This is a genomic window from Rhodanobacter sp. FW510-R10, from assembly GCF_058781105.1.
Genome location: NZ_JBYSWL010000001.1, coordinates 1,525,333 through 1,549,224, shown reverse-complemented (window position 1 = coordinate 1,549,224; position 23,892 = coordinate 1,525,333). Strand labels below are relative to the sequence as shown.

Genomic DNA, 23,892 nt, shown 5'->3' with positions numbered 1-23,892 from the left:
GTGCACAACAGGCGCAATGGGCTCACGCTTTCATCTCCGTGGTATCGGTGGCAGCAGCATCATCTTCAGGGCGAGGATAAACCTGTTCCAGGCGGGCTCCCAAGCGCGTCTGCAGGATCGCGGCCAGCCCGTCGAGCAGGTCCAACAGCGGCGCCGGCAGCTCGATGCCGAGCGCGGCCGCCGCCTCCAGGGGGCGCAGCGGCAGGCGGTGGCTCGAATACTGGTAGACGCGCAGGAGGTCGGCGCTGTCCAGGCTGTGCAGCAGCAGCCATTCGCCCTCCTCGTTCGCCTCGATCAGGCCAGCCTCGCGCAAGTCGTCGAGGCAATCGTCGATCAGCATGCCCGACAGGTAGGGTTCGGCCGTACGGATGTCCTGGGCCGCGACGCGCCTGCCACGGCGCTGGGCGTCGACAAAATGCCGCAAGACCACCAGCAGGCCGAGGAACGCGGCATCGGCCGGCAGCCGGCGCGTGGCCCCGGCGTAGTCGAAGGCCGAGAGCGAGGCGGCAATCGATGCGCTGAAGATCACGATGACCCAGGACAGGTAAATCCACAGCAGAAAAATGGGAATGGCGGCGAGCACGCCGTAAATCTGCTGGTAGGTCTGTGCGTGCTGCACGAACATCGAGAAGCCCCAGCGCGCCAGCTCGAACAGGATCGCGCCCAGCAGCGCGCCGACCGCCGCATCGCGCCGCGGCACCGCGCAACTCGGGATGGCGGTGTACATCAGCCACAAGGTGAAGAACGTCACCAGGAACGGCAGCACGCTGAGCAGGCTCTGGGCGAGCGCACCGACGTGCCCGATTGCACCATGCAGCAAGGGCATGGCGGTGACGTACGAGGTGATCGCGATGCCGCCCACCACCAGGATCGGCCCCAGGGTCAGCGCCGCCCAATACAGCAGGATGCGCGAGCCCCAAGGGCGCGGCATACGCACCCGCCAGATGCGGTTGAGCCGGTCCTCGATGCTGATCATCATCGCCAGCGCGCTGAACAGCATCACCACGATGCTGATGCCGGTGAGCTTGCTGGCGTTGTCGGCAAAGCCAATCATCGCGTCCTGCACGGCCTCGCCCGCGGCCGGTACGAAATTGGCAAACACGAAGTCGATCAAGGTGTCGCGGGCCGGCTGGAACATCGGAAACGCGGCAAACATGGCAAACACCGCCACGGTCAACGGCACCAGTGACACCAGGGTCGTGTAGGCCAGCGCGCCGGCGGTCTCGAAGCATTTGTCGTCGACGAACCGACTCCACACGAAGAGGCCGAAATTACGGGTGCGATCGCGATTGAAACGTCGGCTCATGAGCGTCCCAGGTGGTGCGCGGCGCCTGTCCGGCCAGGCGCAGGGTTCGGCCGGTACACTAACCCAACGCCTGCCGATGTCCCAGCCGCGTGAACGCCACCGCCCAGACCGTATCCATGACCCGCGACATCCTCGTCCTCTATTACAGCCGCAGCGGGCACACCGCCCAGTTGGCGCGCCTGGTGGCGCGTGGCATCGGCGAAGTACCGGGCATGCAGGCGCGCATCCGCCAGGTGCCGCCAGTCGCGCCCGTCACCCAGGTGGCGCAGTTGCCGGAGCCCGAGGACGGTGCACCCTACGTCACCCGCCAGGACCTGCTGGCCTGCGTGGGCCTGGCCCTGGGCAGCCCCACGCGCTTCGGCAACATGGCCGCGCCGCTTAAGTACTTCCTCGACAGCACCGGCAGCGAGTGGGCGAGCGGGGTCATGGTCGGCAAGCCAGCCGCGGTGTTCACCAGCACCAGCACCCTGCATGGCGGCCAGGAATCCACCTTGCTCAGCATGGCGCTGCCGCTGCTACACCATGGCATGCTGCTGGTAGGCTTGCCGTTCACCGAACCGGCACTGCACACCACCAGCACCGGCGGCACGCCTTACGGCGCCAGCCATGTCACCGGTGCCGATGGCACGGCCCCAATCAGCGAGCACGAGCGCGAACTGGCCCGCGCACTCGGCCGCCGCCTGGCCGAGACGGCGCGCAAGCTGGCCGCCACCCCATGAGCCGCTGCGCTGCCTTGCCCGGCGAGCAAAAGCTGGGGCTGCTCGCGTGGGCCGCCCTGCTCGCCCTGCAACCGATCTGGCACGCCTGGCTGTTCCCGCCGCAGCGCGTGCCGGTATCGGTGGTGCTGGCGCTCACCGTCATTCCGCTGCTCCTGCCATTGCTGGCCCTGCGCAATACGACGCGCGCCCTGCTCTGGATAGGCATGCTCAGCCTGTTCTACTTCTGCCATGGCGTCGCCGAGGCCTGGAGCTCCGCGCCGGAGCGCCCGCTGGCGGTGGTCGAGATCGCGCTCACCGTCGGGCTGGTCGGCTTGCTTGGTGCCGGCGTCAGGCGACCGCGCGCCGACGCCTCGCGGCCACTGACGCGCGAGTGAGGCCCGCTCCAAAATTGTTGTTATCGCGAACTGTTCTCATTAACATGCGCATCCTTACCCACTGGAGGTTGCCATGTCGTCGTCTGTACGTCCGCTCGCGATTGCCCTGACCCTGGCCCTTGCGGCCCCGCTGCACGCCGCGGACACTCCCCAGGCGACCAACCTCGATCGCATCGAGGTCTCCGAGAGCACGCTGCGCATGCCACGCAGCCAGGGCGCGCTGCCGATGACGATCACCGTGATCGATCCCGCGGACCTGGCCCGGCAAATGGCGATCACGCCGGACCTGGGCGATGCGATTGGCGCACTGGTGCCCTCCTACGCGCCCTCCACGCAGAAATTGTCGGTGCGCGGCCAGACGTTGCGCGGGCGCAACCCGCTGTACATGATCGATGGCGTGCCGCAATCTAGCCCGCTGCGCAACGGCTCGCGTGACGGCTACACGATCGACCCGGCGATGATCGAGCGCATCGAGATCGTCGAGGGCTCCAACTCGCTGCAAGGGCTGGGCGCCGCCGGCGGCATCATCAACATCATCACCAAGCATGCGCCGGCGCAGGACGGCGTGCGCCAGGAGGTGACGGTGGACGCGAGCGCACCGACCCAGGGCGCCGCTGGCCTGGGCTACGGCGCGGCCTGGCTGCTCGGTGCACGGACGGGCGCGTTCGACATGGTCGTCGGTGCCTCCTGGCGCAAGCGCGGCATGTACTCCGACGCGAAGGGACGGCTGATTGGTGTTGACGGCACCCAGGGCGACCTGATGGATTCGCGCAGCACCGACGGCTTCGCCAAGTTTGGCTACACGTTCGCCGGCGAGCGCCACCTGCAGCTCACCGTCAACCGTTTCGACCTGCAAGGCAACGGCGACTACACCGCCATCCCGGGCGACATGGCAACCGGTATCCCGACCACCTCGGTGCGCCAGAAGCAGCCAGGCGAGGCACCGCGCAACCGCGTCCTGACCAGCAGCCTCGACTACCGCGATCCGCAGCTGGCTGGCGGCGAGCTGCGCGCGCAGCTCTACCACCAACGCAACCGCGAACTGTTCGGCGGCGGCAGCTTCGCCACCTTCCAGGACCCGGCCTACGGCCCGCTGGTGTTCGACCAGTCACAGAACGAATCGGTCAAGGACGGCACGCGCCTGTCATGGGCGCGCCGCGGCCTCCTCGACGATACGCTGACCGTGCTGGCCGGCGCCGACGGCTACCGCGACCGCACCCACCAGGCCCTGGTGCAGACCGGGCGCAACTGGGTGCCGCAGAGCACCTACACCGGCTGGGCGCCATTCCTGCAGGCAGAGTACTGGCCGCTGCAGGCGCTCTCGATCAACGCCGGCCTGCGCCAGGAACATGGCCGGCTGGAAGTACCGACGTTCCGCACCCTGGCCTTCTACCGCGGCACCAGCGTCGAGGGTGGCACGCGCAGTTTCCGCAAGACGCTGCCCAACCTCGGCGCCGTCTGGTACCTCACCGACACGCTCAACCTGTTCGCCAGCTACGCGCAGGGCTACACCCTGCCCGACGTCGGCCGCGTGCTGCGCGCCATCAAGGCGCCGGGCCAGCGGGTCGGCGAGTTCCTTGACCTCAAGCCGGTGGTATCGGACAACCGCGAGCTCGGCGCCGAGTATGCGGGCGAGGTCTTCAACGCGCGCGTGAGCTACTGGACCTCGACCTCGAAGCTGGGTGCGCTGCTCGTGTTCGACGCGCCCAACCAGGTGTACGACGTGGCGCGCCAGCGCACCGAGATCAGCGGTTGGGAAGCGCGGACCGGCTGGACGCCGCGCGCGGGTATGGACTTCACGGCCTCCTACGCGATCAACCACGGCCGCTCCGACCGCAATGGCGACGGCAAGGTGGATTCGGACCTCGATGGCGCCAACACCGCGCCAAACCGACTCAACGTGTCCTGGACACAGCGCTGGACCGATCCACTGTCGAGCTACCTGCAAGTCTCGCACCTGGCCAGCCGGGACTTCGCCACTTTGGGCGTCCGCACCGCGCACTTCGATGGTTACGTCACCGCCGACGCCTACGTGAAATGGCAAACCGGCACCGCCGGCACGTGGACGCTGGGCGTGCAAAACCTCGCCAACAGGCAATACATCAATTACGTCTCACAGACGGTCGGCGACGACGACTCCTATTTCGCCGGCCGTGGCCGCACTGTCTCGCTGGCCTGGCAACGGGTCTTCTGAGATGCGCGACAGCCTCGAGCAGACGACCCCGGTACAAGCCACCAGCCGCGTGCGCCACTGGCTGCGCCAGGCACACCTGTGGGGCGGCCTCAGCCTGGGCCTGGTCTATGCGCTGATCGCCTTGAGTGGCAGCGTGTTGGCGCTGCAAGGACCCTTGCTGCGCGCACTGCATCCCGAGTTGGCGGCGCACGCCTTGCCCACGCGGACGCAACAAGCCGCCGTGCTCGAGCGCATCGTCCGCGACTGGTCCGCACGAGGCTTGCGCAACTCCGACCTGCCCACCGCAGCCCTGCCAAGCTGGCAGCTCTATTTCGACGGCGGCGTGCGCCGCTACCTCGATCCGGCCAGCGGCGAGCTGCTGCTCACCCGCGCGCCGAATACCGATGTGCTGCTGGCATTGCGCTACTGGCATACCAACCTGCTCGGCGGCCGGACCGGCGAAACCCTGCTCGGCGTGCTCGGCTGGGTCACGGTACTTTTGCTCCTGTCCGGCCTGGTGCTGTGGTGGCCCCGGCGCGGGCAGCTACGGACACACCTCACGCCGCGCACGCAACCACCGGCGCGGCGCTGGCTGAGCTGGCACCGCAGCCTGGGCGCGCTGAGCCTGCCGCTGCTGTTGCTCGTGACCTTGACCGGTACGCTCATGGTCTACCACGGCGGCGCCAAGCAGGCCTTGCAGGTGCTCTTCGCCGATGCGCCCAGCGCGCCGCCACCCGCGCCCATCCCAGCGCGCGCTACACCGATCGACTGGGCTGCCGTCCTGGATGCCGCGCAGCGCGCGCTGCCGGGCGCCGAATTGCATCGCATCGCCCTGCCCAGCGCAAATGACGGCCGCGTCAACGTGCGCGCCCGCGCCGCCGACGAATGGCACACGGTCGGGCGCAGCGTGGTTTGGCTCGACCCCTACCAGGCGCGTGTACTCGACGTGGTCGACGCCACGAAAGAAGACACCGGCGCGCGCCTGGGCAACGCACTCTACCCGCTGCATGCAGGCAGCGACACCGGCTCGTTCTGGTGGGCGGTGGTATTGCTATCCGGGCTGCTGCCACCATTCTTCCTGGTTACCGGCTTCCTGTATTGGCGGGCGCGCCGCCCCGTCGCGCAGGCGACTGGGAGGTTCACTCTTGGCAGAAGGTAAATGAACCCGGCATCGTTCTTGCGCTTATCCCACCGCGCCACCGAGCCCGGGAGCTCCGCCGCCGAGCAGCCACTGGCCCTGGCCGAGACCATGCTGACCGTCGGCTTGATTGCCGCGCTAGCTCCCGGCGTCAGGCGACCGCGATGACCCGCTATGTCGCCCTGCTTCGCGCCGTCAACGTCGGCGGCACCGGCAAGCTGCCAATGAGCGAGCTCAAGTCCATGGCCGAGACTGCCGGCTTTGCGGATGTCCACACGTACATCGCCAGCGGCAACCTGCTCTTCACCAGCAGGCTCGGCGAAACCGCCGTCAAGAAAAAGCTGGAGCAGGCACTGCACGACTACGCCGGCAAGCCTGTCGGCGTGCTGATACGCAGCGCCGACGAAATGGCCCGGGTGCAGGCCGACAACCCCTTTCCGGATGCGCCGGGCAACCGCGTGGTCGCGATCTTCCTCGATGAACCGCCCGGCGCCGGCGCACTTGACGACGCCAGGCATCGCCAGCAAGAACGACTGGCCTGCGGCAAGCGCGAAATCTACGTGTACTACGGCGAGGGCATGGCCAACTCGCGCCTGGTCATCCCCGCGGCAAAAACCGGCACGGCACGCAACATCAACACCATCGCCAAGCTGGCCGCGCTTGCTGCCGAGTGAGCCGCCTGGAGTCATCGCGATGCCGCCAGCGACGAACTCCTGTGCCTATGGTGCATTGGCCGTCATTGCACCCTTGCTTTGCCCCATCAATGCACAAGGATTTCGCAGTTCGTCCGGTACGTACCATCCAGATCACCCTCCGCCGTGCGGATGCCGGCGAGGTTGACGACGGCTGGAAACACATAGGCATCGGAGCTGGGTGATGGGGCTGTCCAGGTTGTGCGGAATATGCCACCAGAATATGTATCGCCGCCCGCGCTGAGCCCTCCACCAGCAAAGGCGCCTCCGCCAACAGTGAGCGCCACGCTCGCACCCTCCAAGGGCTCACCTCCCCTCGTGACCGTCACCTCGACCTCGGTTGAGCCTCCCGGCCGAACAGTCGCCGGATTCGCCGAGCACTCGACGCGCACGACCTTTGGCTGCGGTGGAGCGACCGGTTGCTTGGGGATGAGTGAGCGGAAGAGGTTTGGAAACAGAAGCTGGGTCAGCAGCCACATGATCGACCCAATGACTATCGTTCCCAGGGCACCGACGAGCCATTTCTTCACGAATAGTCTCCCGACGCCTCGTGTGGCCTACCGTCGGCGATCATAAGGGGAACACAGGGGATAGGCACATACGTTATGCCTAATTGCTTCCGCCCCCCCCAACAGGTGAACCCAATACCGTTCTTACGGACCGGACTTCGGCGTTGCAACATGCCATTCGAAGTCCAGCCAGTCCGTATTCTCCTTCGCGCCGAGCCTTTCGTAGAACCTGATCCCCGGCGCGTTCCACGGCCCCACCGTCCACTTGATCGTCGTGCAGCCGCTTGCCTTCGCCTCGGCCTCCAGCGCGCGCATGAGCCGCTCCCCTACGCCGCGACCCCTGTGCGCCTCGGCGACGAACAGCTCCTTCATGTAGATGGCCGGCTGCGCCTGCGCCGTATAGGGAAGGAAGTAATACACCAGCATCCCGCAGAGCTTCCCCGCCTCTTCCGCGACGATGCTGAAGAAGTCCGGTGGATCCTTCCGGAACCCGCTTTCGCGCACGATATCAGGCGTAATGGCAAAGACGTCGATGTACTTTTCGAATACCGCCAGGTCCCGCATCAACTCCCAAAGCGCGTCGGCATCGCCCTCAACCGCCTTTCGAATCGCCATAAATTTCTACCCGCATGCGAATTTGTCGGTGAACGGTGTCAGGTTCACTTCTTCAGACAAGTGAACCTGACACCGTTATGGTCGTTTCGTAGCTGCAGCCTAATCCCGTAATCCAATTCCGAATGGCTCCTGCGCGAGTGAGTTCCGCGCAAACGCCCATGCACACGGCAGGCCCTCTCCCCTCACCCAAACACCACCATACTCTGCCGGCTCAGCGCCACGGGCTCGCCATGCGGGCCCCAGAGCATCATGCTCTGGCTGGTGTAGCCGTCGTGGGCGGCGAGCAGGGCGGCGTCGATGCGCCAGTCATCGAGACCGAGGTCGTCGTAGCGGTCGCGCAGCAGCTCCAGCATCCAGGTCAGCGAGCTGCCCGCGGTCGGCTGGGTGAACATGCCGAGCGCCAGCGGCGGGATGAAATCGGCGAACGCGACCACATGGGTTTCATCGGGCGGGCCGTTGTCGCGCAGCGAGACTTGCACGACGGCCTCGCGCTGCGTGCCGCCGCTGAACGGCAGGTCGCCGCGCAGCCAGCGCACGCGGAATTGCTGGAGGAACGCCGGCATCAGCACCGGGATGTATGGTACTTCCGGCGCCGCCGGGGCGGCCAGCGCGGGCTGCTTGGGCTGGAGGCCCAGCGCGGATGGCCGCGCGCTGCCGAACACGCCCAGCAGCCGGCACAACAACTGCTCGCCCGCATACAAGCCTGCCTCGATGTGCATCGTGCTGCTGCCCCTGCGCAGACAGGCGGCGCGGATTGCGACGCTACCCGCCCGCACGGGCGCGAGGAACGTGACCTGGAGTGTGCGCAGCGCCAGCGCCGCCGGCACCAGGTCGCGCATCGCGCGCAGGCCGAGCGCCGCCTGCAGGCCGCCAAATGCGCTGCGACCCTGCAGCCAGTCCGCGCCGACCTCGGCGCGCCAGGAGTCGCCGTCGCGGGTGACGCCGCGCATTGCCTGGGAAAAGTTCATGGCACTCCCTCGCATGGGTACCCGCCGATGATGCCAGTGCTGCGGGCCGCACGCGCTCCGCCTATACTCGAACCATCCCTCGCGTCCCCGAGCGCGCCATGGCCTTCCTGCAAGACGCCCCACGACTTGCCCACCCCTACCGCAGCGATCCCCTGCTGCCGGGACTGCTCGACCGGGTGCTGCCGGCCGAGCGGCGAGCGGCACTGGACGCCGACCTCGATGCGCTCGGCGACTACGCGCTCTCCGCCTGGCAACGCGCGGGCGCCAGTGCGCCGCGCGCACCGGTGCTGACACAGTGGGGGCCGTGGGGCGAGCGCATCGACCGCATCGAGCTGACCCCGGCCTGGCTGGACGGCCCACGCATCACCGCGCAATGCCACGTGCTGAGTTCCGGACATGCCGACAGCGAGTACGCGCGGCTGGAGGAATTCGCCCGCGTCTACGTGTACCACCTCGCCAGTGAGTTCTACACCTGCCCGCTGGCCATGACCGACGGCGCCGCCACCGCGCTCAAGGCCTCTGGCAACCATGAGCTGATGGCCCGCGCGCTGCCGCACTTCCTCAGCGACGACGCCGCCAGATTGTGGCTGAGCGGGCAGTGGATGACCGAGACCATTGGCGGCTCGGACGTCAGCCGCAGCGAGACGACGGCGTGCCGGGACGGGACCGGCCAGTGGCGGCTGTACGGGCGCAAATGGTTCAGCTCGGCGGTGGTGGGCGAAGCGGCGCTGGCGCTCGCCCGGCCCGAGGGTGCGGCGCCAGGCAACGACACGCTGGCGCTGTTCTACACGGAGACGATGGAGGGTGCGCAGCGTCGCCCGGAACTGGTGATCGACCGCCTGAAGGACAAGCTTGGCACGCGCGAGCTGCCGACTGCGGAAATCCATCTGCAGGGACTGCCGGCATGGCCCGTGGGCGAACTTGCCCACGGCGTGCGGCAGATCGCGCCGGTGCTTAACATCACGCGCACCTGGAACTCCGTCTGCGCCGTGGCCAGCATGGCGCGTGCGATCGCGCTGGCGCAGGATTACGCGCGGCGGCGACAGGCGTTTGGCCATCCATTGCTCGATCAGCCCCTGCACGTGCACACGCTGGCGGACATGCATGCCGAGTTTGCCGGTGCGTTTGCGCTGGCGTTCGAGGTGGCCCACCTGCTGGGCCGCGTGGAACGCGGCACTGCGACCGGCGACGAAGCCGCGGCGCTGCGCCTCCTGACGCCGCTCGCCAAGCTGTGGACCGGCAAGCTCGCGGTCACGATCTGCTCGGAGGCGCTGGAGTGTTTTGGCGGGGCGGGCTACATCGAGGACACCGGCGTGCCGCAGTTGCTGCGCGACGCGCAGGTCTACCCGATCTGGGAGGGCACGACGAACGTGCTGTCCCTGGACAGTCTCCGGGCAATCGGCGGCGGCAGCCTGGAGGCATTGCGCGGCATTGCCGGCACCTGGGCCAGCGGCGCCGGAACCGGCCATGCCGCCGACTCGATCCAGGCCTCGCTCGAGCGCGCGCAGCGCTTCGCGGAGCAGTTCGGCAGCACGCCGGACGCACTGCAGGCTGGCGCGCGCGGCCTGGCGCTCACCCTGGCCCGCTGTGCTGCCGCGGCCCTGCTTGCCCGGCAATTGAACTCGTCCGCGCCGCAATACCAGCCGCGGGCCGCCGCCGCGCTGCAGCGCTTCCTCGCGCACGGCCTCGACCACCTGGTCGTCCCCGACGCCGACAACACCGCCCTGCTGCTGCGCTGACCCGAGGCCAAGGCGGAAGCCGCGCCGGCGTCTCAATGCAACGCCGCCTTGGCCCCCGCGACATCCGCGTGCAGGCGGGACACGCCGTCACGTTCCTGGCCCATGTACGTGTTTGCCGCGTCCACCATCGAGGGTGTCGGCGCCATGAATGACGCGCTCACCGCGTCCACCAGCCAGGACAGGCGCGCACGCAACTTGCCGGCATACACGAGGGCGCCCTCATCCGACTGGATGCGTAGATTTACCAGGTCGTCGATATCGCGGTTCAAGCCAGCCAGGGCTTGCGTGGCCGCGTTGCCGGAAACGTGTTTGGCGGCGACGGCCTGCTCCAGCCCGGTGCGGGCATCCAGCGCCTGGTTCAGCGCGGTGCTGAGGTCGCCGATCGAATCACGGAGCTGCATGAGCAGATCAAAGCGTTGCTGCAGCTCGGCCGGCGTCGTGTCCAGGCGCGGATCGAGCTTGAGCACGAAGGGTTGCCGTTGCGCGTGCCCCGCATAGCTCAGCTCCGCATAGTACGTGCCCGGCAGCACCTCCGGACCAACCGGTGGCCGCGCGCCTTGGCTGTGGGGGCTCTCGTAGATGCCCTTGACGTCGGCCGCATCCGGATAGCGCAGATTCCACAGGAACCGGTTCATTCCCGGATGCAGCCTGGCGACCTTGCCGGCGCCCTCGCCGGCTGCGGCTTTCGTCGCCGCTGGCTGCTGCGACAGCGTGAAGCTGCGGATCTCCTTGCCGAAGGCGTCGGTGAAGCTCAGCTTGACCGGCTGCTTGCCGTCGTAGTCCGCCGGCAGGTGGAAGAACACCGTGGCGCCCGGCGGCAGGTTTGCGCCCGTATTTGGTGCCGCCTGCGCACCAAACCCGCTCGTGCGGCGCGTGACCAGCCAGGTCTGCTGCGGCTTGAACAGGTACGGCGCGTCGCTCGCCACCTTGGCCGCACCTACTTGCTCCAGGAACTGCAGGTCGTCGAGCACCCAGAACGCACGTCCAAATGTCGATAGCACCACGGCGTGCTGCTCGGGCTGGATCTCGATGTCCGTCACGCGTACCGCCGGCAGGTTGAGCGAGAGCGGCTGCCAGTGCGCGCCGGCATCAAGGCTCATGTAGACCGTCGCGCTGGTGCCGGCGAACAGCAGCTTGGGATCGTTCGGATCCTCGCGCACGCTTTCGACATACTGGCCCTCGGGCAAGCCCGTGGTGATCGTGGTCCAGTGGCTGCCAGCGTCGGTGGTCTTGTACACGTAGGGATGGAAGTCATCCCACTGGTAGCGGCTGGCCGACACATAGACCGTGCCTTCCTTCACATGCGAAGGCTCGATGCTGGTGATGGTGGACGAGGCCGGCAGTTGCGGCGGGCGCACACCCTGCCAATGGCCGCCGGCATCCGTGGTGACGTGCACGAGGCCATCATCCGAGCCCGCCCAGATGATGTCGTCGCTCAGCGGGGAGAACGCAATCGAGGACAGCGTGCCGAACACCTCCTCGCCGGTCACGTCCGCACTGATCGGCCCGCCCGGGCGCTGCTGCCTGCTCTTGTCGTTGCGCGTGAGGTCGGGGCTGATGACCTTCCAGTTGACGCCCTGGTCCATGGTCTCGAAGACCACGTTGGCGCCCAGCAGCAACTCCTTCGGGTTGTGCGGCGCAAACACCTTGGGGTGATACCACCAGCCAAAGCGATACTTGGTCTCGGTCGCGGCCGAGCCGAAATTCCATTGCCCCCACGCCGGGACCTGGGTGGCCAGCCCCGTGCGCCGGTCCTCGCGCCACTCCTGCGTGTAGTACCCGCTGCCGTAGGTGACCCAGGGCTGGCCCGGCGTCGGTACCACCCAGCTCGCTTCTCCACCCTTGACGCTGGGCCAGACGGCCGGGATGCCACCCGCCGCGACAGCGCTCGGTGCAAAGACCGACCCGCGGTCCTGCTGCGCGCCGTAGATGCGGAACGGAAACTGGTTGTCGAGATTCGCGTGATAGAACTGCCCGGTCGGCTGATTGTCCTCGGTGCTCCAGGTCTTGCCGCCATCCAGCGACACGGTCGCGCCGCCGTCGTTGCCTTCGATCAGGATCTGCGGATGGTCGGGATTGATCCAGAACGCATGGTTGTCGCCATGTGGCGGCTTGAGCTTGCTTAGCGTCTTGCCGGCGTCATGCGAGACGAACACATCAGCATTGGGCAGATAGATGGTGTCGGCATCCTTGGGATCGACGAAGACGCGGGCGTAGTAAAAGGCGCGCTGCGTGATGTCCAGGCTGTTGTTCATCAGCGCCCAGGTCTGGCCGCCGTTGTCCGAGCGGAACAACCCGCCGGGCTTGCCCGGGACATCCGTCTTGGCTTGCACCAGCGCGTAGACGACATTGGGCGCACTCGACGCCACGGCCAGGCCTACCTTGCCGAGGATGCCGGTCGGCAAGCCCTGGTTGTGCGTGATGTTGGCCCAATGCGCGCCGCCATCGGTGGTCTTGTAGATTCCGCTCCCCGGTCCGCCGCTGGAGAGCGTCCAGGGCCGGCGGTAGGCCTCCCACATCGCGGCATAGACCACTTGCGGATTGGCCGGATCCATCGCCATGGTGATGGCGCCGGTCTGATCGTTGACGTATAGGACCTTGTTCCAGGTCTTGCCGCCATCGGTGCTCTTGAAGACCCCGCGCTCGGGATTGGCCCCGTAGAAATGCCCGAGTGCCGCCACGTAGAGCAGGTCGGGATTCTTCGGATCGACGAGGATCCAGCTGATGATGTGGGTGTTGCCCAAGCCGATGAACGCCCAGGTCTTGCCGGCGTCCGTGGACTTGTACATGCCCTCGCCGGTCAGGAACGTATTGCGCGGGGCGGAATCACCGGTGCCGGCGTAGATGATGTCTGGATTGGAGGGCGCCACGGCAATGGCGCCGACATTGTTGTTCTTGAAATACTTGTCGCTGATATTTTTCCAGTTGTGCCCGTAATCCTCCGTTTTCCACACGCCGCCACCGGCATATGCCGCGTAATAAAGATTCGGCTGCGCGGCGACGCCGGCCACGCTGGTCACGCGGCCGCCCAGGTACGGCCCCACGCTGCGCCAGTGCAAGGCACTGTTCAATTCATTGGCGGGCACCGTTGCCGCGCATGCGGCCGACACGACCAGCGACAGGGCAGCAGCCAGCAATACGTACGTGACACGACTTGACTTGAGCATTGCGGGATATCTCCCGAACAGCGTGGGGGTAAACGAGCAGGCACTCGAGCTCGCACGGGGACCGTACTGCGCCGACACCCCTGTTCAATGTGCTGGAAGTCATGGCGCCAACGAGGGATGTCCTCCCATGGCGATGTCGGCACAGGCTAAACTGCGGACACTTCCCATCTACCGAGCATCATGCAGCATCTGACGATCATCACCACCGGCGGCACCATCGACAAGATCTACTTCGACGCGAAGTCGGACTACAAGATCGGCGCGCCCCAAATCGGCGACATCCTGACCCAGCTCGGCGTCGGCTTCGAGTTCACGATCGTCCCGCTCCTGCGCAAGGACAGCCTGCAGATGGAACCTGCGGACCGCGCCCTGGTACGCGCCACGATCGAGCGGCAGGCCGACCGGCACGTGCTGGTCACGCACGGCACCGACACCATGGTGGATACCGCGAAGGAGCTGGCCGGCATCAAGGGCAAGGTCATCGTGTTGACCGGCGCGCTGAACCCGGCGCGCTTCCAGGGCTCCGACGCCGTGTTCAATATCGGCTGTGCGGTGGCTGCGGTGCAGACCTTGCCCGAGGGCGTCTACATCACCATGAACGGGCGCGTCTGGGACCCGGCCAAGGTACGCAAGAACCGCGCCGCCAACCGCTTCGAGGATGCCGGCGGCTGAGGGGGCGAACCGAGGCTAGACCATGCCGGTTTCGAGGCGCGCCTCGTCTGACATCATCTCGTAGCTCCATGGCGGGTCGAACACCAGGTCGACGTCGGCCTTGACCAGGGTCGGGATCATCAGCAGCTTGGTGCGCGCGTCCTCGACCAGGATGTCGCCCATGCCGCAGCCCGGCGCCGTCAGGGTCAGCTTGACGTAGATCGTGCGGTCGCCATTGGGCAACTGCTCCATGCTGAGGTCGTAGACCAGGCCGAGGTCCACCACGTTGACCGGGATCTCCGGGTCGAACACCGCGCGCAATTGCTCCCAAGCCAGCTTCTCGACGTCGGCGGTAGTCGCGTTGGGCGGCAACTCCAGCGGCGGCGGCGGTTCCTTGCCCAGCGCGTCGGCATCGTCGCCGGCCACGCGGAAGAGGTTGCCTTCCACGTAGACGGTGAAACTGCCGCCCAGCGCCTGGGTGATGTAGCCGATCTGCCCAGCCGGCAGCACCACTTCCTCGCCCTGCGGCACCATCACCGCGTCGCAATCGCGCACCAGGGTGAAGGGTTCGCTGTTCAAACTGAAACCGCCCATGCGTATCACCAGCCAGTTGCCGACCCGGGCGCACCCCGCGTCAAAGTTTCTATTATGCAAAGCGCAGCGCGGGTTTGCTTGTCCCAGATCAGGCCATCGCTACCGCCGGGCGCGCGAAGCCGGCAGGCGTGCACGCTATGATGGCAACCTTTCGCCAGGAAATCCGCATGCCCGCCCACACCGCAGCCCACCAGCCCTGATGCGCCTGCGCTGGCTCCTCACCGGTGTGTCGGCCCTCCTCAGCATCCTCATGCTGGGGGTATCCGCGGGCGTCGCCTGGCTGGTGGCGACGATGTATTTCCGGCAGCCACCGGAGGTGTTTGCCCCACTCGTGGGCCTGCTGCTGGCCTGGGCCTTGCGCGCGACCACACGCGCGCCGGGGCTGACCTGCGCCACGGTGGCCGTGCTCTCCACGCTGCTGGCTGCATTGTGCGTGGACGTGATACTCGTCGGGATGGCATTGGCGGGCTCGATGGGCACCGGCCTGCGCCAGGCGCTGAGCGGCGCCGGACCCGGCATGCTCTGGGCGCTGGTGCGGCTCGGCCTGCCGATCGGCGCGCTGCCCTGGTATGGCGCCGGAGTGGTCCTCGCCATCGCCGTCGCCCTGCCGCCGCTAAAAAGTGAAAAAAGGATCAAAAAAGGGGAGGTGGCAAATTAAGTCGCAACCTGATTTGCCACGTCCCCTTTAATTCAGGCGTCGAGGGATTTCAGTTCGGTGACGAGCTGCCCCGCCGCGGCCTGGCCGTCGCCATACAGCATGCGCGTGTTGTCGGCGTAGAACAGGGCGTTCTCGATACCGGCAAAGCCGGTGCCGCGCCCGCGCTTGATCACGATCACGTTCTTGGCCTTGGACACATCCAGGATCGGCATGCCGTAGATTGGCGAGCCCTTATCGGTGCGTGCCACCGGGTTGACCACGTCATTGGCGCCGATTACCAGGGCGACATCGGTGTTCGGAAACTCGGGATTGATGTCGTCCATGTCGGCAATCAAGTCATACGGCACGCCCGCCTCGGCCAGCAGTACGTTCATGTGCCCAGGCATGCGTCCGGCAACCGGATGGATCGCAAACTTCACCTTGACCCCGCGCTCGATCAGCAGCTTGGCGAACTCCCACACCTTGTGTTGCGCCTGGGCCACGGCCATGCCGTAGCCGGGCACGATCGCCACGCGCTCGGCGTAGGCCATCATCACCGCCGCGTCGCTGGCGTCGATCGGCTTCATGGCGCCGGCAATGGCCTGCGCCTCGCCGGCACCGGCGCCACCGCCGAAGTTGCCGAACAACACGTTGGCCAGGGAGCGGTTCATGGCCTTGGCCATCAGCTGGGTCAGCAAGGTGCCCGCCGCGCCCACCACCATGCCGGCGATGATCATGGCCTCGTTCTGCAGCACGAAGCCCTCGAACGCGACCGCCAGGCCGGTGAAGGCGTTGTACATCGAGATCACCACCGGCATGTCGGCGCCACCAATCGGCAGCGTCATGGCCACGCCGACCACCAGCGCCAGGACGAAGAACGCGATCAGCCAACTCCAGGCAAACGCCTCGCCGTGGCTCGCCGCAGCCAGAGCTACGGCACCACACGCCAGCGTGGCGACAAACAAGGCAAGGTTCACCCAGCGCTGCAGCGGGAACACGAAACGGCGATCCATCCAGCCCTGCAATTTGGCAAACGCGATCAGCGAGCCGGTGAACGAGACCGCGCCAATCAGCACGCCGACGAACGCCAGGGTCAGCTCCACGGGGGTCAAGACCGGCGCCAGGACGTCCGCGCCCGGCAGCAGCGCAGCGGCCACGGCCGCTTGGCCGGCCGCCGTGGCCGCGGTGTTGAACTTGATCAACTCGACCGCGCCAATCGCCGCCGCCGCTCCGCCGCCCATGCCGTTGAACAACGCCACCATTTGCGGCATCGCGGTCATGGCCACGCGGCGCCCGACCACCCAGGACACGACGACGCCGACGACGATCGCGCCCAGCATCCAGCCAAGGTTTTGCATGCCGGGCAGGAACAAGGTGGCGATGATGGCCGCCGCCATGCCGGCGCCGGCCCAGACGATGCCATTGCGCGCCGTGCGCGGCGAGCTCATGCGCTTCAGGCCCCAGATGAAGAGGACCGCGGCAATGAAATACACCGCATCGACCAGGGTCGGCATCCAGGCGGGCAGCATCATGCTTTTTTCTCCGCCGGGACCTTGCTGGACTTGAACATCTCCAGCATGCGTTCGGTGACCACGTAGCCGCCAGCCACGTTGCCCGCGGCCAGCAACACCGCGACCACGCCGATCGCAATCTCGACCGGACCGGCCGCATGGCCCAGGGCCACCATGGCCCCGACCAGGACGATGCCGTGCACGAAGTTCGAGCCGGACATCAGCGGCGTATGCAGGATCACTGGCACGCGGGCGATGATTTCATAGCCGGTGAATGCCGCCAGCATGAAGATGTACAGTGCCAAGAATCCATCGATCATGACCGTCCTCGCTGATATCCCCGATGTCCGTGCATCATACGGATGTGCGTCAACCCACGCGAGCATGCCGCGTTGAACCAGAAGCACCCCAGATGATGGAGTCGAAGCATGCCGCCGATGACGATACGGACGGGAACGCCGTGAACGCGGTCGTTGGCGCCCTGGCCACGGCGCCCCTCGAGGTCGCCGGCGAGCGTGCGGCGACCACCTCGTTGAACGCGTTCCTGGCCCAGGTCGAGCACCGCGCGTTCCGCTTGGCCGAAATGCAGCTGCGCCAACGCGAGGATGCGCTGGATGCGGTACAGGACGCCATGCTGCGCCTGGCCCAGCACTACCGGGACAAGCCGCCGGAAGAATGGGCGCCGTTGTTCTGGGGCATTTTGCGCCGGCGCATCGTCGACCTGCAGCGTCGGCGCAAGGTCCGCTCGATCGTCGTCGGCTGGCTCGGCGGAGGACAGGACGGCAATGGCGAGGAGCTGCCGGCATGGGACCCTGCCGACCAGGCCCCCGGGCCGTTCGACCAGCTTGGGGGTGCCCAGGCCTACGCCGCAATGAGCGTGGCGGTGCGCAAGCTGCCACGGCGCCAACGTGAGGCGTTCATGTTCCGCATCCTGGAGGGGCTGGACGTGGCCGACACGGCGCAGGCCATGCGCTGCTCCCAGGGCAGCGTCAAAACACACCTGTCGCGCGCCATGCAACATCTGCGCGATCAACTGGAGGATTGGCGATGACCGCCCATGACACCCGCCTGGCACAACGCGCCCACGAACTCTACGGCAAAGCCGCCGAACGGCTCGACCCGGCCATCGGCACCCGCCTGCAGGCCGCGCGCCTGCGCGCCTTGGCGGCAGCCCATACCGGAGAGCGCCGACACTTTGGCAGCGGCGCGCGATGGCTGATTCCGAGCGGCGCCTGCGCTGCGGTCGTCCTGGCCGCGGTGACGCTGTGGCAGCCGATGCAGACCTCGCAGCCAGCCGGCGCCGCCGGCACCGCACAAAGCAGCGACAGCGACAACGAGCTGCCGCCAGATGCAGCTCAAACCGACCCCGTGCTGTACCAGAACCTGGACTTCTACGGGTGGCTGGCCAGCAGCGACCAGCCCACCGGGAGGCACTGAAGCCGCCGTGAAGCCGTCCCGCCCACTCGTCTACGCCCTGTTTGCTTTCGCCCTGGGTAGCGGCGTCGGCGCACTGCCCGCGGCAGCCCAGCGCACGCCCGCGGCCGCCACCTCAGTTGCACCACACCCGTGGGACACGCTCAGCCGGGCACAGCGCGACCTGCTCGCGCCTATGCAGCCACGCTGGGACAGCATCCCGCCCCGGCACCAGGCGCACATGCTTGAACGCGCCAAACGTTGGGAAACGCTGACTCCGGAGAAGCAGGCGGCCGTCCGCAAGCACCTGGAGCACTGGGAACAGATGACGCCGGAAGAACGCGAGCACGCCCGCGACAACCAGCGCAAGTTCCGCGAGCTCTCGCCCGCACAGCGCGCGCAACTGCACGAAACCTTCCAGCGTTTCCAGCAATTGCCGCCGGCCGAGCGGGACAAATTGCTGCACGAATGGCGCGCCCTGCCGCCCAAGCAGCGCCTGCGCTGGTCGATGCCAGCCAGCGCCGGCTCAGCCCCGGTTCCTCCGGCCGCGCGTTGATCCCCTCTCCCCCAACAAGTCGGGGGAGAAGGAGCAAACGGCGGCACTGTCGCTGACCTCAGGGGGTGAGCGTCTGCGCACGGGTGACGTCAGGCGGGGAAGCGTGTTTCCCCGGCGTGGCTCACGCAGGTCTTGGCCACCAGCTCGTCCTCGAAGTCCGGCTGCAGGGCGCCGTCCTTGACCAGCAGCTCGACGAAGTTGTGGATGTTGCGCGCATACATCTCGGAGGCGTGCAGCGGCGCGCCAGCCGGCAGGTTGAGCGGGCCCAGGATCACCACGTCGGCGTGCACGACGCGCTCGCCCGGCCGCGTGAGCTCGCAGTTGCCACCGCCCTCGGCGGCCAGATCGACGATCAGCGCGCCGGGCTTCATGCCTTCGACCATCGCCGTGCTGAGGATCTTCGGTGCCGGCCGGCCCGGGATCGCCGCCGTGGTCACCACCACGTCCAGCGACTTCAGGTGCTCGGCCAGGGCCTGCTGCTGCGCCGCGCGCTCCTCGGCCGACAACTCGCGGGCATAGCCGCCGCTGCCGGCCGCGCTGACTCCGAGCTCGAGGAACTTCGCCCCGAGCGATTCCACCTGCTCGCGGGTTTCCGGACGCACGTCGTAACCCTCGATCTGCGCGCCCAGGCGGCGTGCCGTGGCGATTGCCTGCAGGCCGGCCACACCGGCGCCAATCACCAGCACCTTGGACGGCCGAATGGTGCCTGCCGCAGTGGTCAACATGGGGAAGAATTTCGGCGCCGCCTCGGCCGCGATCAGCATGGCGCGGTAACCGGCCACGGCCGCCTGCGAACTCAGCACGTCCATGGCCTGGCCGCGGGTGATGCGCGGCAGCAATTCCAGTGCGAAGGCCGTGAGCTTGTGCCCGGCAAGCGCGGCCAGGCGCGCCGTCGCGCCGTGGGGATGCAACTGCCCGACGACCACCGCGCCTTCGTGCAGGCTGGCGAACACCGAGTCCGCTGGCGGCAGCACGCAGGCCAGCACATCGGCCTGCACCAGCACGCCTTGCGCATCGGCGAATTCGGCGTCGGCGTACGCGTTGTCGGGGAAACCTGCTGCCCGGCCAGCGTCATGTTCCAACAACACCCTGAGCCCCTTGCCATGGAATTTCCGGGCCATCTCCGGGGTGATCGCCACGCGGCGCTCCCCGCTGGCGGTCTCGCGCAAGGCAGCTATGGTGATCGGCATAAGGCCATTCCTCCGGGACTCCCCGTATCTTAACGGGATGGCTACAGGCATGTGTAGGAACGCCGGCAAAGGCCTGGGCAGCTGCTCTTGATCGTCATCCCCGCGGCGGGAATGACGACACTTGTCCGGACGTTCCCTGGTCTGTGGCCTCACGGCGATGATGGCCGGGCCCGGCCGCAGTCGCGCCTGCGGGAGGCACCGGTTAGCATGGGCAACGGTGTTCCCGGAAACCTGCATGCCCGATCTCTTGTCCCTGCTGGAACTGCGCCATTCGGTGCCCTCGCGCCACCTTGGCACGCCGGCGCCGGACGAGGTCCAGTTGCAACGGCTTTTTGCCGCGGCCGTCCGCGTCCCCGATCACGGCAAGCTGGTGCCGTTCCGGATGATCCGCCTGGAAGGCGAAGACAAGCGCATCTGGGGCGAGAAGCTGGTCGAGCTCGCCGTGCGCAAGCACCCGGGCATGTCGCCGGCAAAACTCGAAAAGGAACGCCTGCGCTACAGCTACGCGCCGCTGGTCGTGGCCGTGGTCACGCGGCTGCAGGAGCGCGGCAAGGTCCCCGAAATCGAGCAAAAGCTGAGTGCGGGCTGCGTGGCCCACAACCTGCTGCTGGGCGCCTTTGCCCTGGGCTTCGGTGCGCAATGGATCACCGGCTGGGCCGCTTACGATCCCGATGCCGCCCATTTGCTCGGGCTCGCGGCAAACGAGCATGTCATCGGCTTCGTGCACATCGGCACGGCGCAGGACGAGGTGCCGGAGCGTGAATACCCCCGGGTGGAAGACGTGGTGAGCACATGGACGGCATAGGCCCAGGCGCGTCGGCGGCCCCCGCGGCCTACCTCGTCGACGGCAGCATGTACGTATTCCGCGCCTGGCACTCGCTGCCCAGCACGCTGACCGACGCCGACGGCTACCCCAGCAATGCGGTGCACGGCTATGCGCGCTTCCTGTGCGAGCTGCTCGAGCGCACCCAGGCCGAGCTCATTGCGGTGGCGTTCGACGCCTCGCTGACCAGCTCGTTCCGCAATCTGATCTACCCCTCCTACAAGGCAAACCGCGATTTGCCACCGCCGGAGCTGGAGCGCCAGTTCCGACACTGCCGCGCGCTCACCGGCGCGCTCGGCGTCCGCGTGCTGATCGACCACAGCTACGAGGCGGACGACCTGATCGGCAGCACCGCGTGGAGCATGCGCGCGCTGGGCGTGCGCAGCGTCATCGTCTCCGCCGACAAGGATTTCGGGCAACTGCTCGGCACCACGGACGAGCAGTGGGACTATGCCCGCGGCCTGCGCTACGGTCCGGACGGGGTGCTGGCGCGCCTGGGCGTGCAGCCGCAGCAGGTGGCCGATTACCTTGCCCTGTGCGGCGACACGGTGGACAACATTCCCGGAGTGCCAGGGATCGGGGCCAAGACCGCGGCCGCCCTGCTCGGCCATTTCGGCAGCCTCGAGCAACTGCTGGCGCGGATCGATGAGGTGCCCATGCTGCGCCTGCGCGGCGCGGTGGCCTGCGCGGCGCAACTGCGTGCGCATGCCGACCAGGTACGCCTGTACCGCAGCCTCACCCGCATCGCACTGGAGGCCCCGGGCGCCGCCGACACCCAGGCCCTGGAGCGTGGCCCCAGCGAACCGGGGGCGCTCGACGCCCTGTGCAGCCAACTGCGCTTCGGCCCGCCGCTGCGCAGCCGGCTGCAGGCGCTGCGGCGCTGAATGCCGGCCGGCGCCGCCAAGCGCACCCCGGCGTGGCACACTGCAGGACATGCCTGCCTCCGATACCGATAGCGACATCCGTCCCCAACCCGCTCATTCCAGCGCCATTCCCGCCGACGCCAGCGCGCCGGTCGAAACGCTGTATGCCGGCAAGTGGCTGAGCCTGCGCCGCCGCGGGCGCTGGGAATACGCCGAACGCAACAACCCCGGCGGGGCGGTCATCATCCTGGCCGTCACTGCCGAGGACAAGGTGCTGTTTGTCGAGCAGTACCGCGTCTCCGTCCAGTGCGCCACGATCGAGATGCCGGCCGGCCTGGTCGGCGACGTGCCGGGCCAGGCCGGGGAAAGTGCGCTGCAGGCGGCCGGACGCGAGCTGGAGGAAGAAACCGGCTACCGCTGCGAGCGGCTGGAATTCGTGCACCGGGGCCCCTCGTCCTCCGGCATGAGCACCGAGATGATCGAATTCGTCCGCGCCTGGGGGCTACGCAAGGTCGGTCCGGGCGGCGGCGATGCGACCGAGGACATCACCGTGCACGAAGTGCCGCGCGGCGTAGCAGGTCAATGGTTGTTCGAGCGAGCCGCCGCGGGCTATTCGGTGGACCCGAAACTGTTTGCCGGCCTGTGGTTCATCGAGCACGCGGCGCAGTCGCGGCAGTGAAGCGGCCGCGCGCCGGCTGTCGCCAACCCACCATACGCACAGTGACGCTGGCCCCGACGGGCGCCGGGTCTCGCGGCTCAAGTTTCACGGCCGCCAGCCGATGGTCTCAAAGACCACGAGTCACGCCGCACCGGATACCTGAGCGCAGCAATTGCCATGATCATTCAACCCACCAGCCTTGCCGCGCTCACCTGGGCCGGCGCCGCTGCGGGCACGACCGCGCAGAGCTGGCGTATCGGCGCGGTTTTGTCGGCGCGGCCGCTGGGCGTCAATCCGCAGGGTCTGCTGGTGTTGCAGGTCGGCGCACTGGCGGTGGAAACCGAGGTGCCGGGCAACAGCCTGCCGGCCCAGTTCCAGGTGCGCGTGCTCAGCCTCGGCCCCCAGCCCCAGCTTGAAATGCTCTCCACCCACCCGGGGGAACCGACGTTCCAGCGTGCGCTGCGCGAACTCCTGCCGCAGCAGAACGGCTACGCCAGCCTGCTGGCCACGGTGGGCGCCCTGGCCCAGCGACCCATGGTGCGCCAACTGCCGCCGACCTTGCGCACCGCCCTGGCCATGCTTGAGCACGCCATGCCCACGCCGGGCGACCTGACCCAGGGCGAAGGCCTGCGCACGGCAATCCAGCGCAGCGGCTTGTTCCTGGAGTCCGCGCTGACCCGAGCGCCACCCAACCTGCCGGCGCTGCTGGCGGACGACTGGAAGGGCGCCTTGTTGCGCGTGGCCGCCCTGCTCGACCAGCAGATGCCGGCACCGCCGCCGCAGGGCCGCGGCGATACCGCGCCGCCGCTGCAACAAACCGGCCTGCAGGCGCAGCCACGCGTTCCATTGGCAGCGCTGGCGGCATTGACGGCAGCGGCCGGCCAAGCCGACGCCGCACCCCTGGTCACCCAGTTGCATGCCGACGTGAAGGCGGCACTGGCCCGACTGGAAGTGGTGCAGATGGAAGCCAGCATGACGGCCGCGTGGATGGTCGAGATCCCGGTACGCAGCGCGGACGGCCGGGACGTGTTGCAACTGCAGTTGGAACCGGTTGCCGACGACAGCGAGGATGGCAGCAACGGGTGGATCCTCGGCTTTGCGCTGGATCTGCCGGCGCTCGGCCCGGTGCAAGGCGAATTGCAGTTGCGTGAGCCGCGCCTGTCGGTGCGCCTGTGGGCGGAACGGGCGGCAACCGCGGAGCGGCTGGAGCGCCAGTTCGGCCCGCTGCGCCAGCGCCTGGCCGCCTGCGGGTTGCTGCTTGACCAACTCAGTTGCCAGCTGGGTCTGCCCAAATCGCAGAGCCGGCACAGCGCCATCCTGCTGCAGGCCACGGCGTGAACGCGCTGCCGCCCCCCGCACAACGCCGGGTCAAACTGCGTCTGGCCAGTGGCGAAAGCCAGCTGCCCGCCATGCCGGCCGAAGCGCTGGAGGCGCTGCTGGCACGTGCCGCCGCACTCGGCATCCCGCTGCACCACGATCCCCAGATTGCCGCGCTCCTGGCCTCCTTGCGCATGCGCAAGGACGTGCCGGTGTTGCTGTACGCCGCCGCGGCAAGCGTGCTGTCCACGGTATGGGACGCCGCCGAATCCTGAACTT

At 67.7% G+C, this 23,892-nt stretch carries 25 protein-coding genes; 16 read left to right on the top strand and 9 right to left on the bottom strand.

Going from position 1 to position 23,892, the window contains the following annotated elements; genetic code table 11:
* Positions 1-22: 22 nt before the first annotated feature.
* Positions 23-1,306 carry a YihY family inner membrane protein gene (locus tag AC3WJB_RS06540; protein WP_492679861.1) on the bottom strand — a complete coding sequence of 428 codons (1,284 nt, stop codon included), beginning with the start codon at positions 1,304-1,306 and terminating at the stop codon, positions 23-25.
* Between the two features lie 116 nt (positions 1,307-1,422).
* Between AC3WJB_RS06540 and wrbA the strand changes: the two genes are divergently transcribed.
* The 5 genes from wrbA (at position 1,423) to AC3WJB_RS06515 (ending at position 6,384) form a co-directional block, all read left to right on the top strand.
* Entirely contained in the window at positions 1,423-2,025 is a 603-nt protein-coding gene (gene wrbA / locus AC3WJB_RS06535) for an NAD(P)H:quinone oxidoreductase (protein WP_492683111.1), read from the top strand.
* Complete coding sequence (locus tag AC3WJB_RS06530) at positions 2,022-2,399, top strand: DUF2069 domain-containing protein (RefSeq protein WP_492679859.1); 378 nt, start codon at positions 2,022-2,024, stop codon at positions 2,397-2,399. The genes wrbA and AC3WJB_RS06530 overlap by 4 nt, the downstream gene beginning before the upstream one ends.
* A gap of 73 nt (positions 2,400-2,472) precedes the next feature.
* Positions 2,473-4,593, top strand: coding sequence for a TonB-dependent receptor (locus tag AC3WJB_RS06525; protein WP_492679857.1), 2,121 nt, complete (start codon positions 2,473-2,475; stop codon positions 4,591-4,593).
* 1 nt (position 4,594) lies between these two features.
* A complete protein-coding gene (locus AC3WJB_RS06520; RefSeq protein WP_492679855.1) occupies positions 4,595-5,731 on the top strand; it encodes a PepSY-associated TM helix domain-containing protein in 1,137 nt (378 codons plus the stop codon).
* Between the two features lie 143 nt (positions 5,732-5,874).
* Positions 5,875-6,384, top strand: a complete 510-nt coding sequence (locus AC3WJB_RS06515; RefSeq protein WP_492679853.1) for a DUF1697 domain-containing protein — start codon at positions 5,875-5,877, stop codon at positions 6,382-6,384.
* 86 nt (positions 6,385-6,470) lie between these two features.
* Here the strand turns inward: AC3WJB_RS06515 and AC3WJB_RS06510 are convergent, their stop codons facing one another.
* The 3 genes from AC3WJB_RS06510 to AC3WJB_RS06500 all read right to left on the bottom strand — a co-directional run bounded on the left by AC3WJB_RS06510 (position 6,471) and on the right by AC3WJB_RS06500 (position 8,494).
* Positions 6,471-6,932, bottom strand: a complete 462-nt coding sequence (locus AC3WJB_RS06510; RefSeq protein WP_492679851.1) for a hypothetical protein — start codon at positions 6,930-6,932, stop codon at positions 6,471-6,473.
* Between the two features lie 123 nt (positions 6,933-7,055).
* Positions 7,056-7,526 carry a GNAT family N-acetyltransferase gene (locus AC3WJB_RS06505; protein ID WP_492679849.1) on the bottom strand — a complete coding sequence of 157 codons (471 nt, stop codon included), beginning with the start codon at positions 7,524-7,526 and terminating at the stop codon, positions 7,056-7,058.
* A 182-nt stretch (positions 7,527-7,708) separates the two neighbouring features.
* Positions 7,709-8,494 (bottom strand): acyl-CoA thioesterase, encoded by a 786-nt coding sequence (locus AC3WJB_RS06500; protein ID WP_492679847.1) that lies wholly within the window; start codon positions 8,492-8,494, stop codon positions 7,709-7,711.
* Between the two features lie 98 nt (positions 8,495-8,592).
* On the opposite strand from AC3WJB_RS06500, the gene AC3WJB_RS06495 reads away from it, so the two are divergent.
* Positions 8,593-10,233, top strand: a complete 1,641-nt coding sequence (locus AC3WJB_RS06495; RefSeq protein WP_492679845.1) for an acyl-CoA dehydrogenase family protein — start codon at positions 8,593-8,595, stop codon at positions 10,231-10,233.
* A 32-nt stretch (positions 10,234-10,265) separates the two neighbouring features.
* On the opposite strand, the gene AC3WJB_RS06490 is transcribed toward AC3WJB_RS06495, so the two are convergent.
* A complete protein-coding gene (locus AC3WJB_RS06490; RefSeq protein ID WP_492679843.1) occupies positions 10,266-13,400 on the bottom strand; it encodes a WD40/YVTN/BNR-like repeat-containing protein in 3,135 nt (1,044 codons plus the stop codon).
* A 180-nt stretch (positions 13,401-13,580) separates the two neighbouring features.
* Between AC3WJB_RS06490 and AC3WJB_RS06485 the strand changes: the two genes are divergently transcribed.
* Positions 13,581-14,072 (top strand): asparaginase domain-containing protein, encoded by a 492-nt coding sequence (locus tag AC3WJB_RS06485; RefSeq protein WP_492679841.1) that lies wholly within the window; start codon positions 13,581-13,583, stop codon positions 14,070-14,072.
* 15 nt (positions 14,073-14,087) lie between these two features.
* Here AC3WJB_RS06485 and sufT read toward each other — a convergent pair whose 3' ends face one another.
* Complete coding sequence (gene sufT / locus AC3WJB_RS06480; protein WP_492679839.1) at positions 14,088-14,645, bottom strand: putative Fe-S cluster assembly protein SufT; 558 nt, start codon at positions 14,643-14,645, stop codon at positions 14,088-14,090.
* Positions 14,646-14,844: 199 nt separating this feature from the next.
* On the opposite strand from sufT, the gene AC3WJB_RS06475 reads away from it, so the two are divergent.
* The gene (locus tag AC3WJB_RS06475) at positions 14,845-15,303 is read left to right on the top strand and encodes a hypothetical protein (protein WP_492679837.1); all 459 of its coding nucleotides are present in this window, start codon (positions 14,845-14,847) and stop codon (positions 15,301-15,303) included.
* Between the two features lie 32 nt (positions 15,304-15,335).
* Here the strand turns inward: AC3WJB_RS06475 and AC3WJB_RS06470 are convergent, their stop codons facing one another.
* A complete protein-coding gene (locus tag AC3WJB_RS06470; RefSeq protein WP_492679835.1) occupies positions 15,336-16,814 on the bottom strand; it encodes an NAD(P)(+) transhydrogenase (Re/Si-specific) subunit beta in 1,479 nt (492 codons plus the stop codon).
* Entirely contained in the window at positions 16,811-17,113 is a 303-nt protein-coding gene (locus tag AC3WJB_RS06465) for an NAD(P) transhydrogenase subunit alpha part 2 (protein ID WP_492679833.1), read from the bottom strand. Before AC3WJB_RS06465 ends, AC3WJB_RS06470 begins: the two co-directional genes overlap by 4 nt.
* Before the next feature lie 95 nt (positions 17,114-17,208).
* On the opposite strand from AC3WJB_RS06465, the gene AC3WJB_RS06460 reads away from it, so the two are divergent.
* The 3 genes from AC3WJB_RS06460 to AC3WJB_RS06450 are packed head-to-tail and all read left to right on the top strand — an operon-like array spanning position 17,209 to position 18,762.
* Positions 17,209-17,844 carry an RNA polymerase sigma factor gene (locus tag AC3WJB_RS06460; RefSeq protein ID WP_492683109.1) on the top strand — a complete coding sequence of 212 codons (636 nt, stop codon included), beginning with the start codon at positions 17,209-17,211 and terminating at the stop codon, positions 17,842-17,844.
* On the top strand, positions 17,841-18,230 hold the full coding sequence (locus AC3WJB_RS06455; protein WP_492679831.1) for a hypothetical protein: 390 nt from the start codon (positions 17,841-17,843) through the stop codon (positions 18,228-18,230). Before AC3WJB_RS06460 ends, AC3WJB_RS06455 begins: the two co-directional genes overlap by 4 nt.
* Before the next feature lie 7 nt (positions 18,231-18,237).
* Positions 18,238-18,762, top strand: a complete 525-nt coding sequence (locus tag AC3WJB_RS06450) for a DUF3106 domain-containing protein (RefSeq protein ID WP_492679829.1) — start codon at positions 18,238-18,240, stop codon at positions 18,760-18,762.
* Positions 18,763-18,851: 89 nt separating this feature from the next.
* On the opposite strand, the gene AC3WJB_RS06445 is transcribed toward AC3WJB_RS06450, so the two are convergent.
* Entirely contained in the window at positions 18,852-19,952 is a 1,101-nt protein-coding gene (locus tag AC3WJB_RS06445) for an NAD(P) transhydrogenase subunit alpha (RefSeq protein WP_492679827.1), read from the bottom strand.
* Between the two features lie 235 nt (positions 19,953-20,187).
* Here AC3WJB_RS06445 and AC3WJB_RS06440 point away from each other — a divergent pair, with 235 nt between their 5' ends.
* The 5 genes from AC3WJB_RS06440 to AC3WJB_RS06420 all read left to right on the top strand — a co-directional run bounded on the left by AC3WJB_RS06440 (position 20,188) and on the right by AC3WJB_RS06420 (position 23,888).
* Positions 20,188-20,757, top strand: a complete 570-nt coding sequence (locus AC3WJB_RS06440) for a nitroreductase family protein (protein ID WP_492679825.1) — start codon at positions 20,188-20,190, stop codon at positions 20,755-20,757.
* Positions 20,745-21,659 carry a 5'-3' exonuclease gene (locus tag AC3WJB_RS06435; RefSeq protein ID WP_492679823.1) on the top strand — a complete coding sequence of 305 codons (915 nt, stop codon included), beginning with the start codon at positions 20,745-20,747 and terminating at the stop codon, positions 21,657-21,659. Before AC3WJB_RS06440 ends, AC3WJB_RS06435 begins: the two co-directional genes overlap by 13 nt.
* Before the next feature lie 49 nt (positions 21,660-21,708).
* Positions 21,709-22,317, top strand: a complete 609-nt coding sequence (locus AC3WJB_RS06430) for an NUDIX hydrolase (RefSeq protein WP_492679821.1) — start codon at positions 21,709-21,711, stop codon at positions 22,315-22,317.
* 156 nt (positions 22,318-22,473) lie between these two features.
* Entirely contained in the window at positions 22,474-23,634 is a 1,161-nt protein-coding gene (gene fliK, locus AC3WJB_RS06425; RefSeq protein WP_492679819.1) for a flagellar hook-length control protein FliK, read from the top strand.
* Positions 23,631-23,888, top strand: a complete 258-nt coding sequence (locus AC3WJB_RS06420; RefSeq protein WP_492679818.1) for a flagellar biosynthesis protein — start codon at positions 23,631-23,633, stop codon at positions 23,886-23,888. Before fliK ends, AC3WJB_RS06420 begins: the two co-directional genes overlap by 4 nt.
* Positions 23,889-23,892 lie beyond the last annotated feature (4 nt).

Coding starts and splice junctions, on each gene's coding strand:
- AC3WJB_RS06525 (WP_492679857.1), top strand. CDS start 2,473: ATGTCGTCGTCTGTACGTCCGCTCGCGATTGCCCTGACCCTGGCCCTT.
- AC3WJB_RS06435 (WP_492679823.1), top strand. CDS start 20,745: ATGGACGGCATAGGCCCAGGCGCGTCGGCGGCCCCCGCGGCCTACCTC.
- AC3WJB_RS06495 (WP_492679845.1), top strand. CDS start 8,593: ATGGCCTTCCTGCAAGACGCCCCACGACTTGCCCACCCCTACCGCAGC.
- AC3WJB_RS06500 (WP_492679847.1), bottom strand. CDS start 8,494: ATGAACTTTTCCCAGGCAATGCGCGGCGTCACCCGCGACGGCGACTCC.
- wrbA (WP_492683111.1), top strand. CDS start 1,423: ATGACCCGCGACATCCTCGTCCTCTATTACAGCCGCAGCGGGCACACC.
- AC3WJB_RS06440 (WP_492679825.1), top strand. CDS start 20,188: ATGCCCGATCTCTTGTCCCTGCTGGAACTGCGCCATTCGGTGCCCTCG.
- AC3WJB_RS06540 (WP_492679861.1), bottom strand. CDS start 1,306: ATGAGCCGACGTTTCAATCGCGATCGCACCCGTAATTTCGGCCTCTTC.
- AC3WJB_RS06445 (WP_492679827.1), bottom strand. CDS start 19,952: ATGCCGATCACCATAGCTGCCTTGCGCGAGACCGCCAGCGGGGAGCGC.
- AC3WJB_RS06515 (WP_492679853.1), top strand. CDS start 5,875: ATGACCCGCTATGTCGCCCTGCTTCGCGCCGTCAACGTCGGCGGCACC.
- sufT (WP_492679839.1), bottom strand. CDS start 14,645: ATGGGCGGTTTCAGTTTGAACAGCGAACCCTTCACCCTGGTGCGCGAT.
- AC3WJB_RS06520 (WP_492679855.1), top strand. CDS start 4,595: ATGCGCGACAGCCTCGAGCAGACGACCCCGGTACAAGCCACCAGCCGC.
- AC3WJB_RS06475 (WP_492679837.1), top strand. CDS start 14,845: ATGCGCCTGCGCTGGCTCCTCACCGGTGTGTCGGCCCTCCTCAGCATC.
- AC3WJB_RS06485 (WP_492679841.1), top strand. CDS start 13,581: ATGCAGCATCTGACGATCATCACCACCGGCGGCACCATCGACAAGATC.
- AC3WJB_RS06460 (WP_492683109.1), top strand. CDS start 17,209: ATGGAGTCGAAGCATGCCGCCGATGACGATACGGACGGGAACGCCGTG.
- AC3WJB_RS06465 (WP_492679833.1), bottom strand. CDS start 17,113: ATGATCGATGGATTCTTGGCACTGTACATCTTCATGCTGGCGGCATTC.
- AC3WJB_RS06530 (WP_492679859.1), top strand. CDS start 2,022: ATGAGCCGCTGCGCTGCCTTGCCCGGCGAGCAAAAGCTGGGGCTGCTC.
- AC3WJB_RS06490 (WP_492679843.1), bottom strand. CDS start 13,400: ATGCTCAAGTCAAGTCGTGTCACGTACGTATTGCTGGCTGCTGCCCTG.
- AC3WJB_RS06455 (WP_492679831.1), top strand. CDS start 17,841: ATGACCGCCCATGACACCCGCCTGGCACAACGCGCCCACGAACTCTAC.
- AC3WJB_RS06470 (WP_492679835.1), bottom strand. CDS start 16,814: ATGATGCTGCCCGCCTGGATGCCGACCCTGGTCGATGCGGTGTATTTC.
- fliK (WP_492679819.1), top strand. CDS start 22,474: ATGATCATTCAACCCACCAGCCTTGCCGCGCTCACCTGGGCCGGCGCC.
- AC3WJB_RS06430 (WP_492679821.1), top strand. CDS start 21,709: ATGCCTGCCTCCGATACCGATAGCGACATCCGTCCCCAACCCGCTCAT.
- AC3WJB_RS06505 (WP_492679849.1), bottom strand. CDS start 7,526: ATGGCGATTCGAAAGGCGGTTGAGGGCGATGCCGACGCGCTTTGGGAG.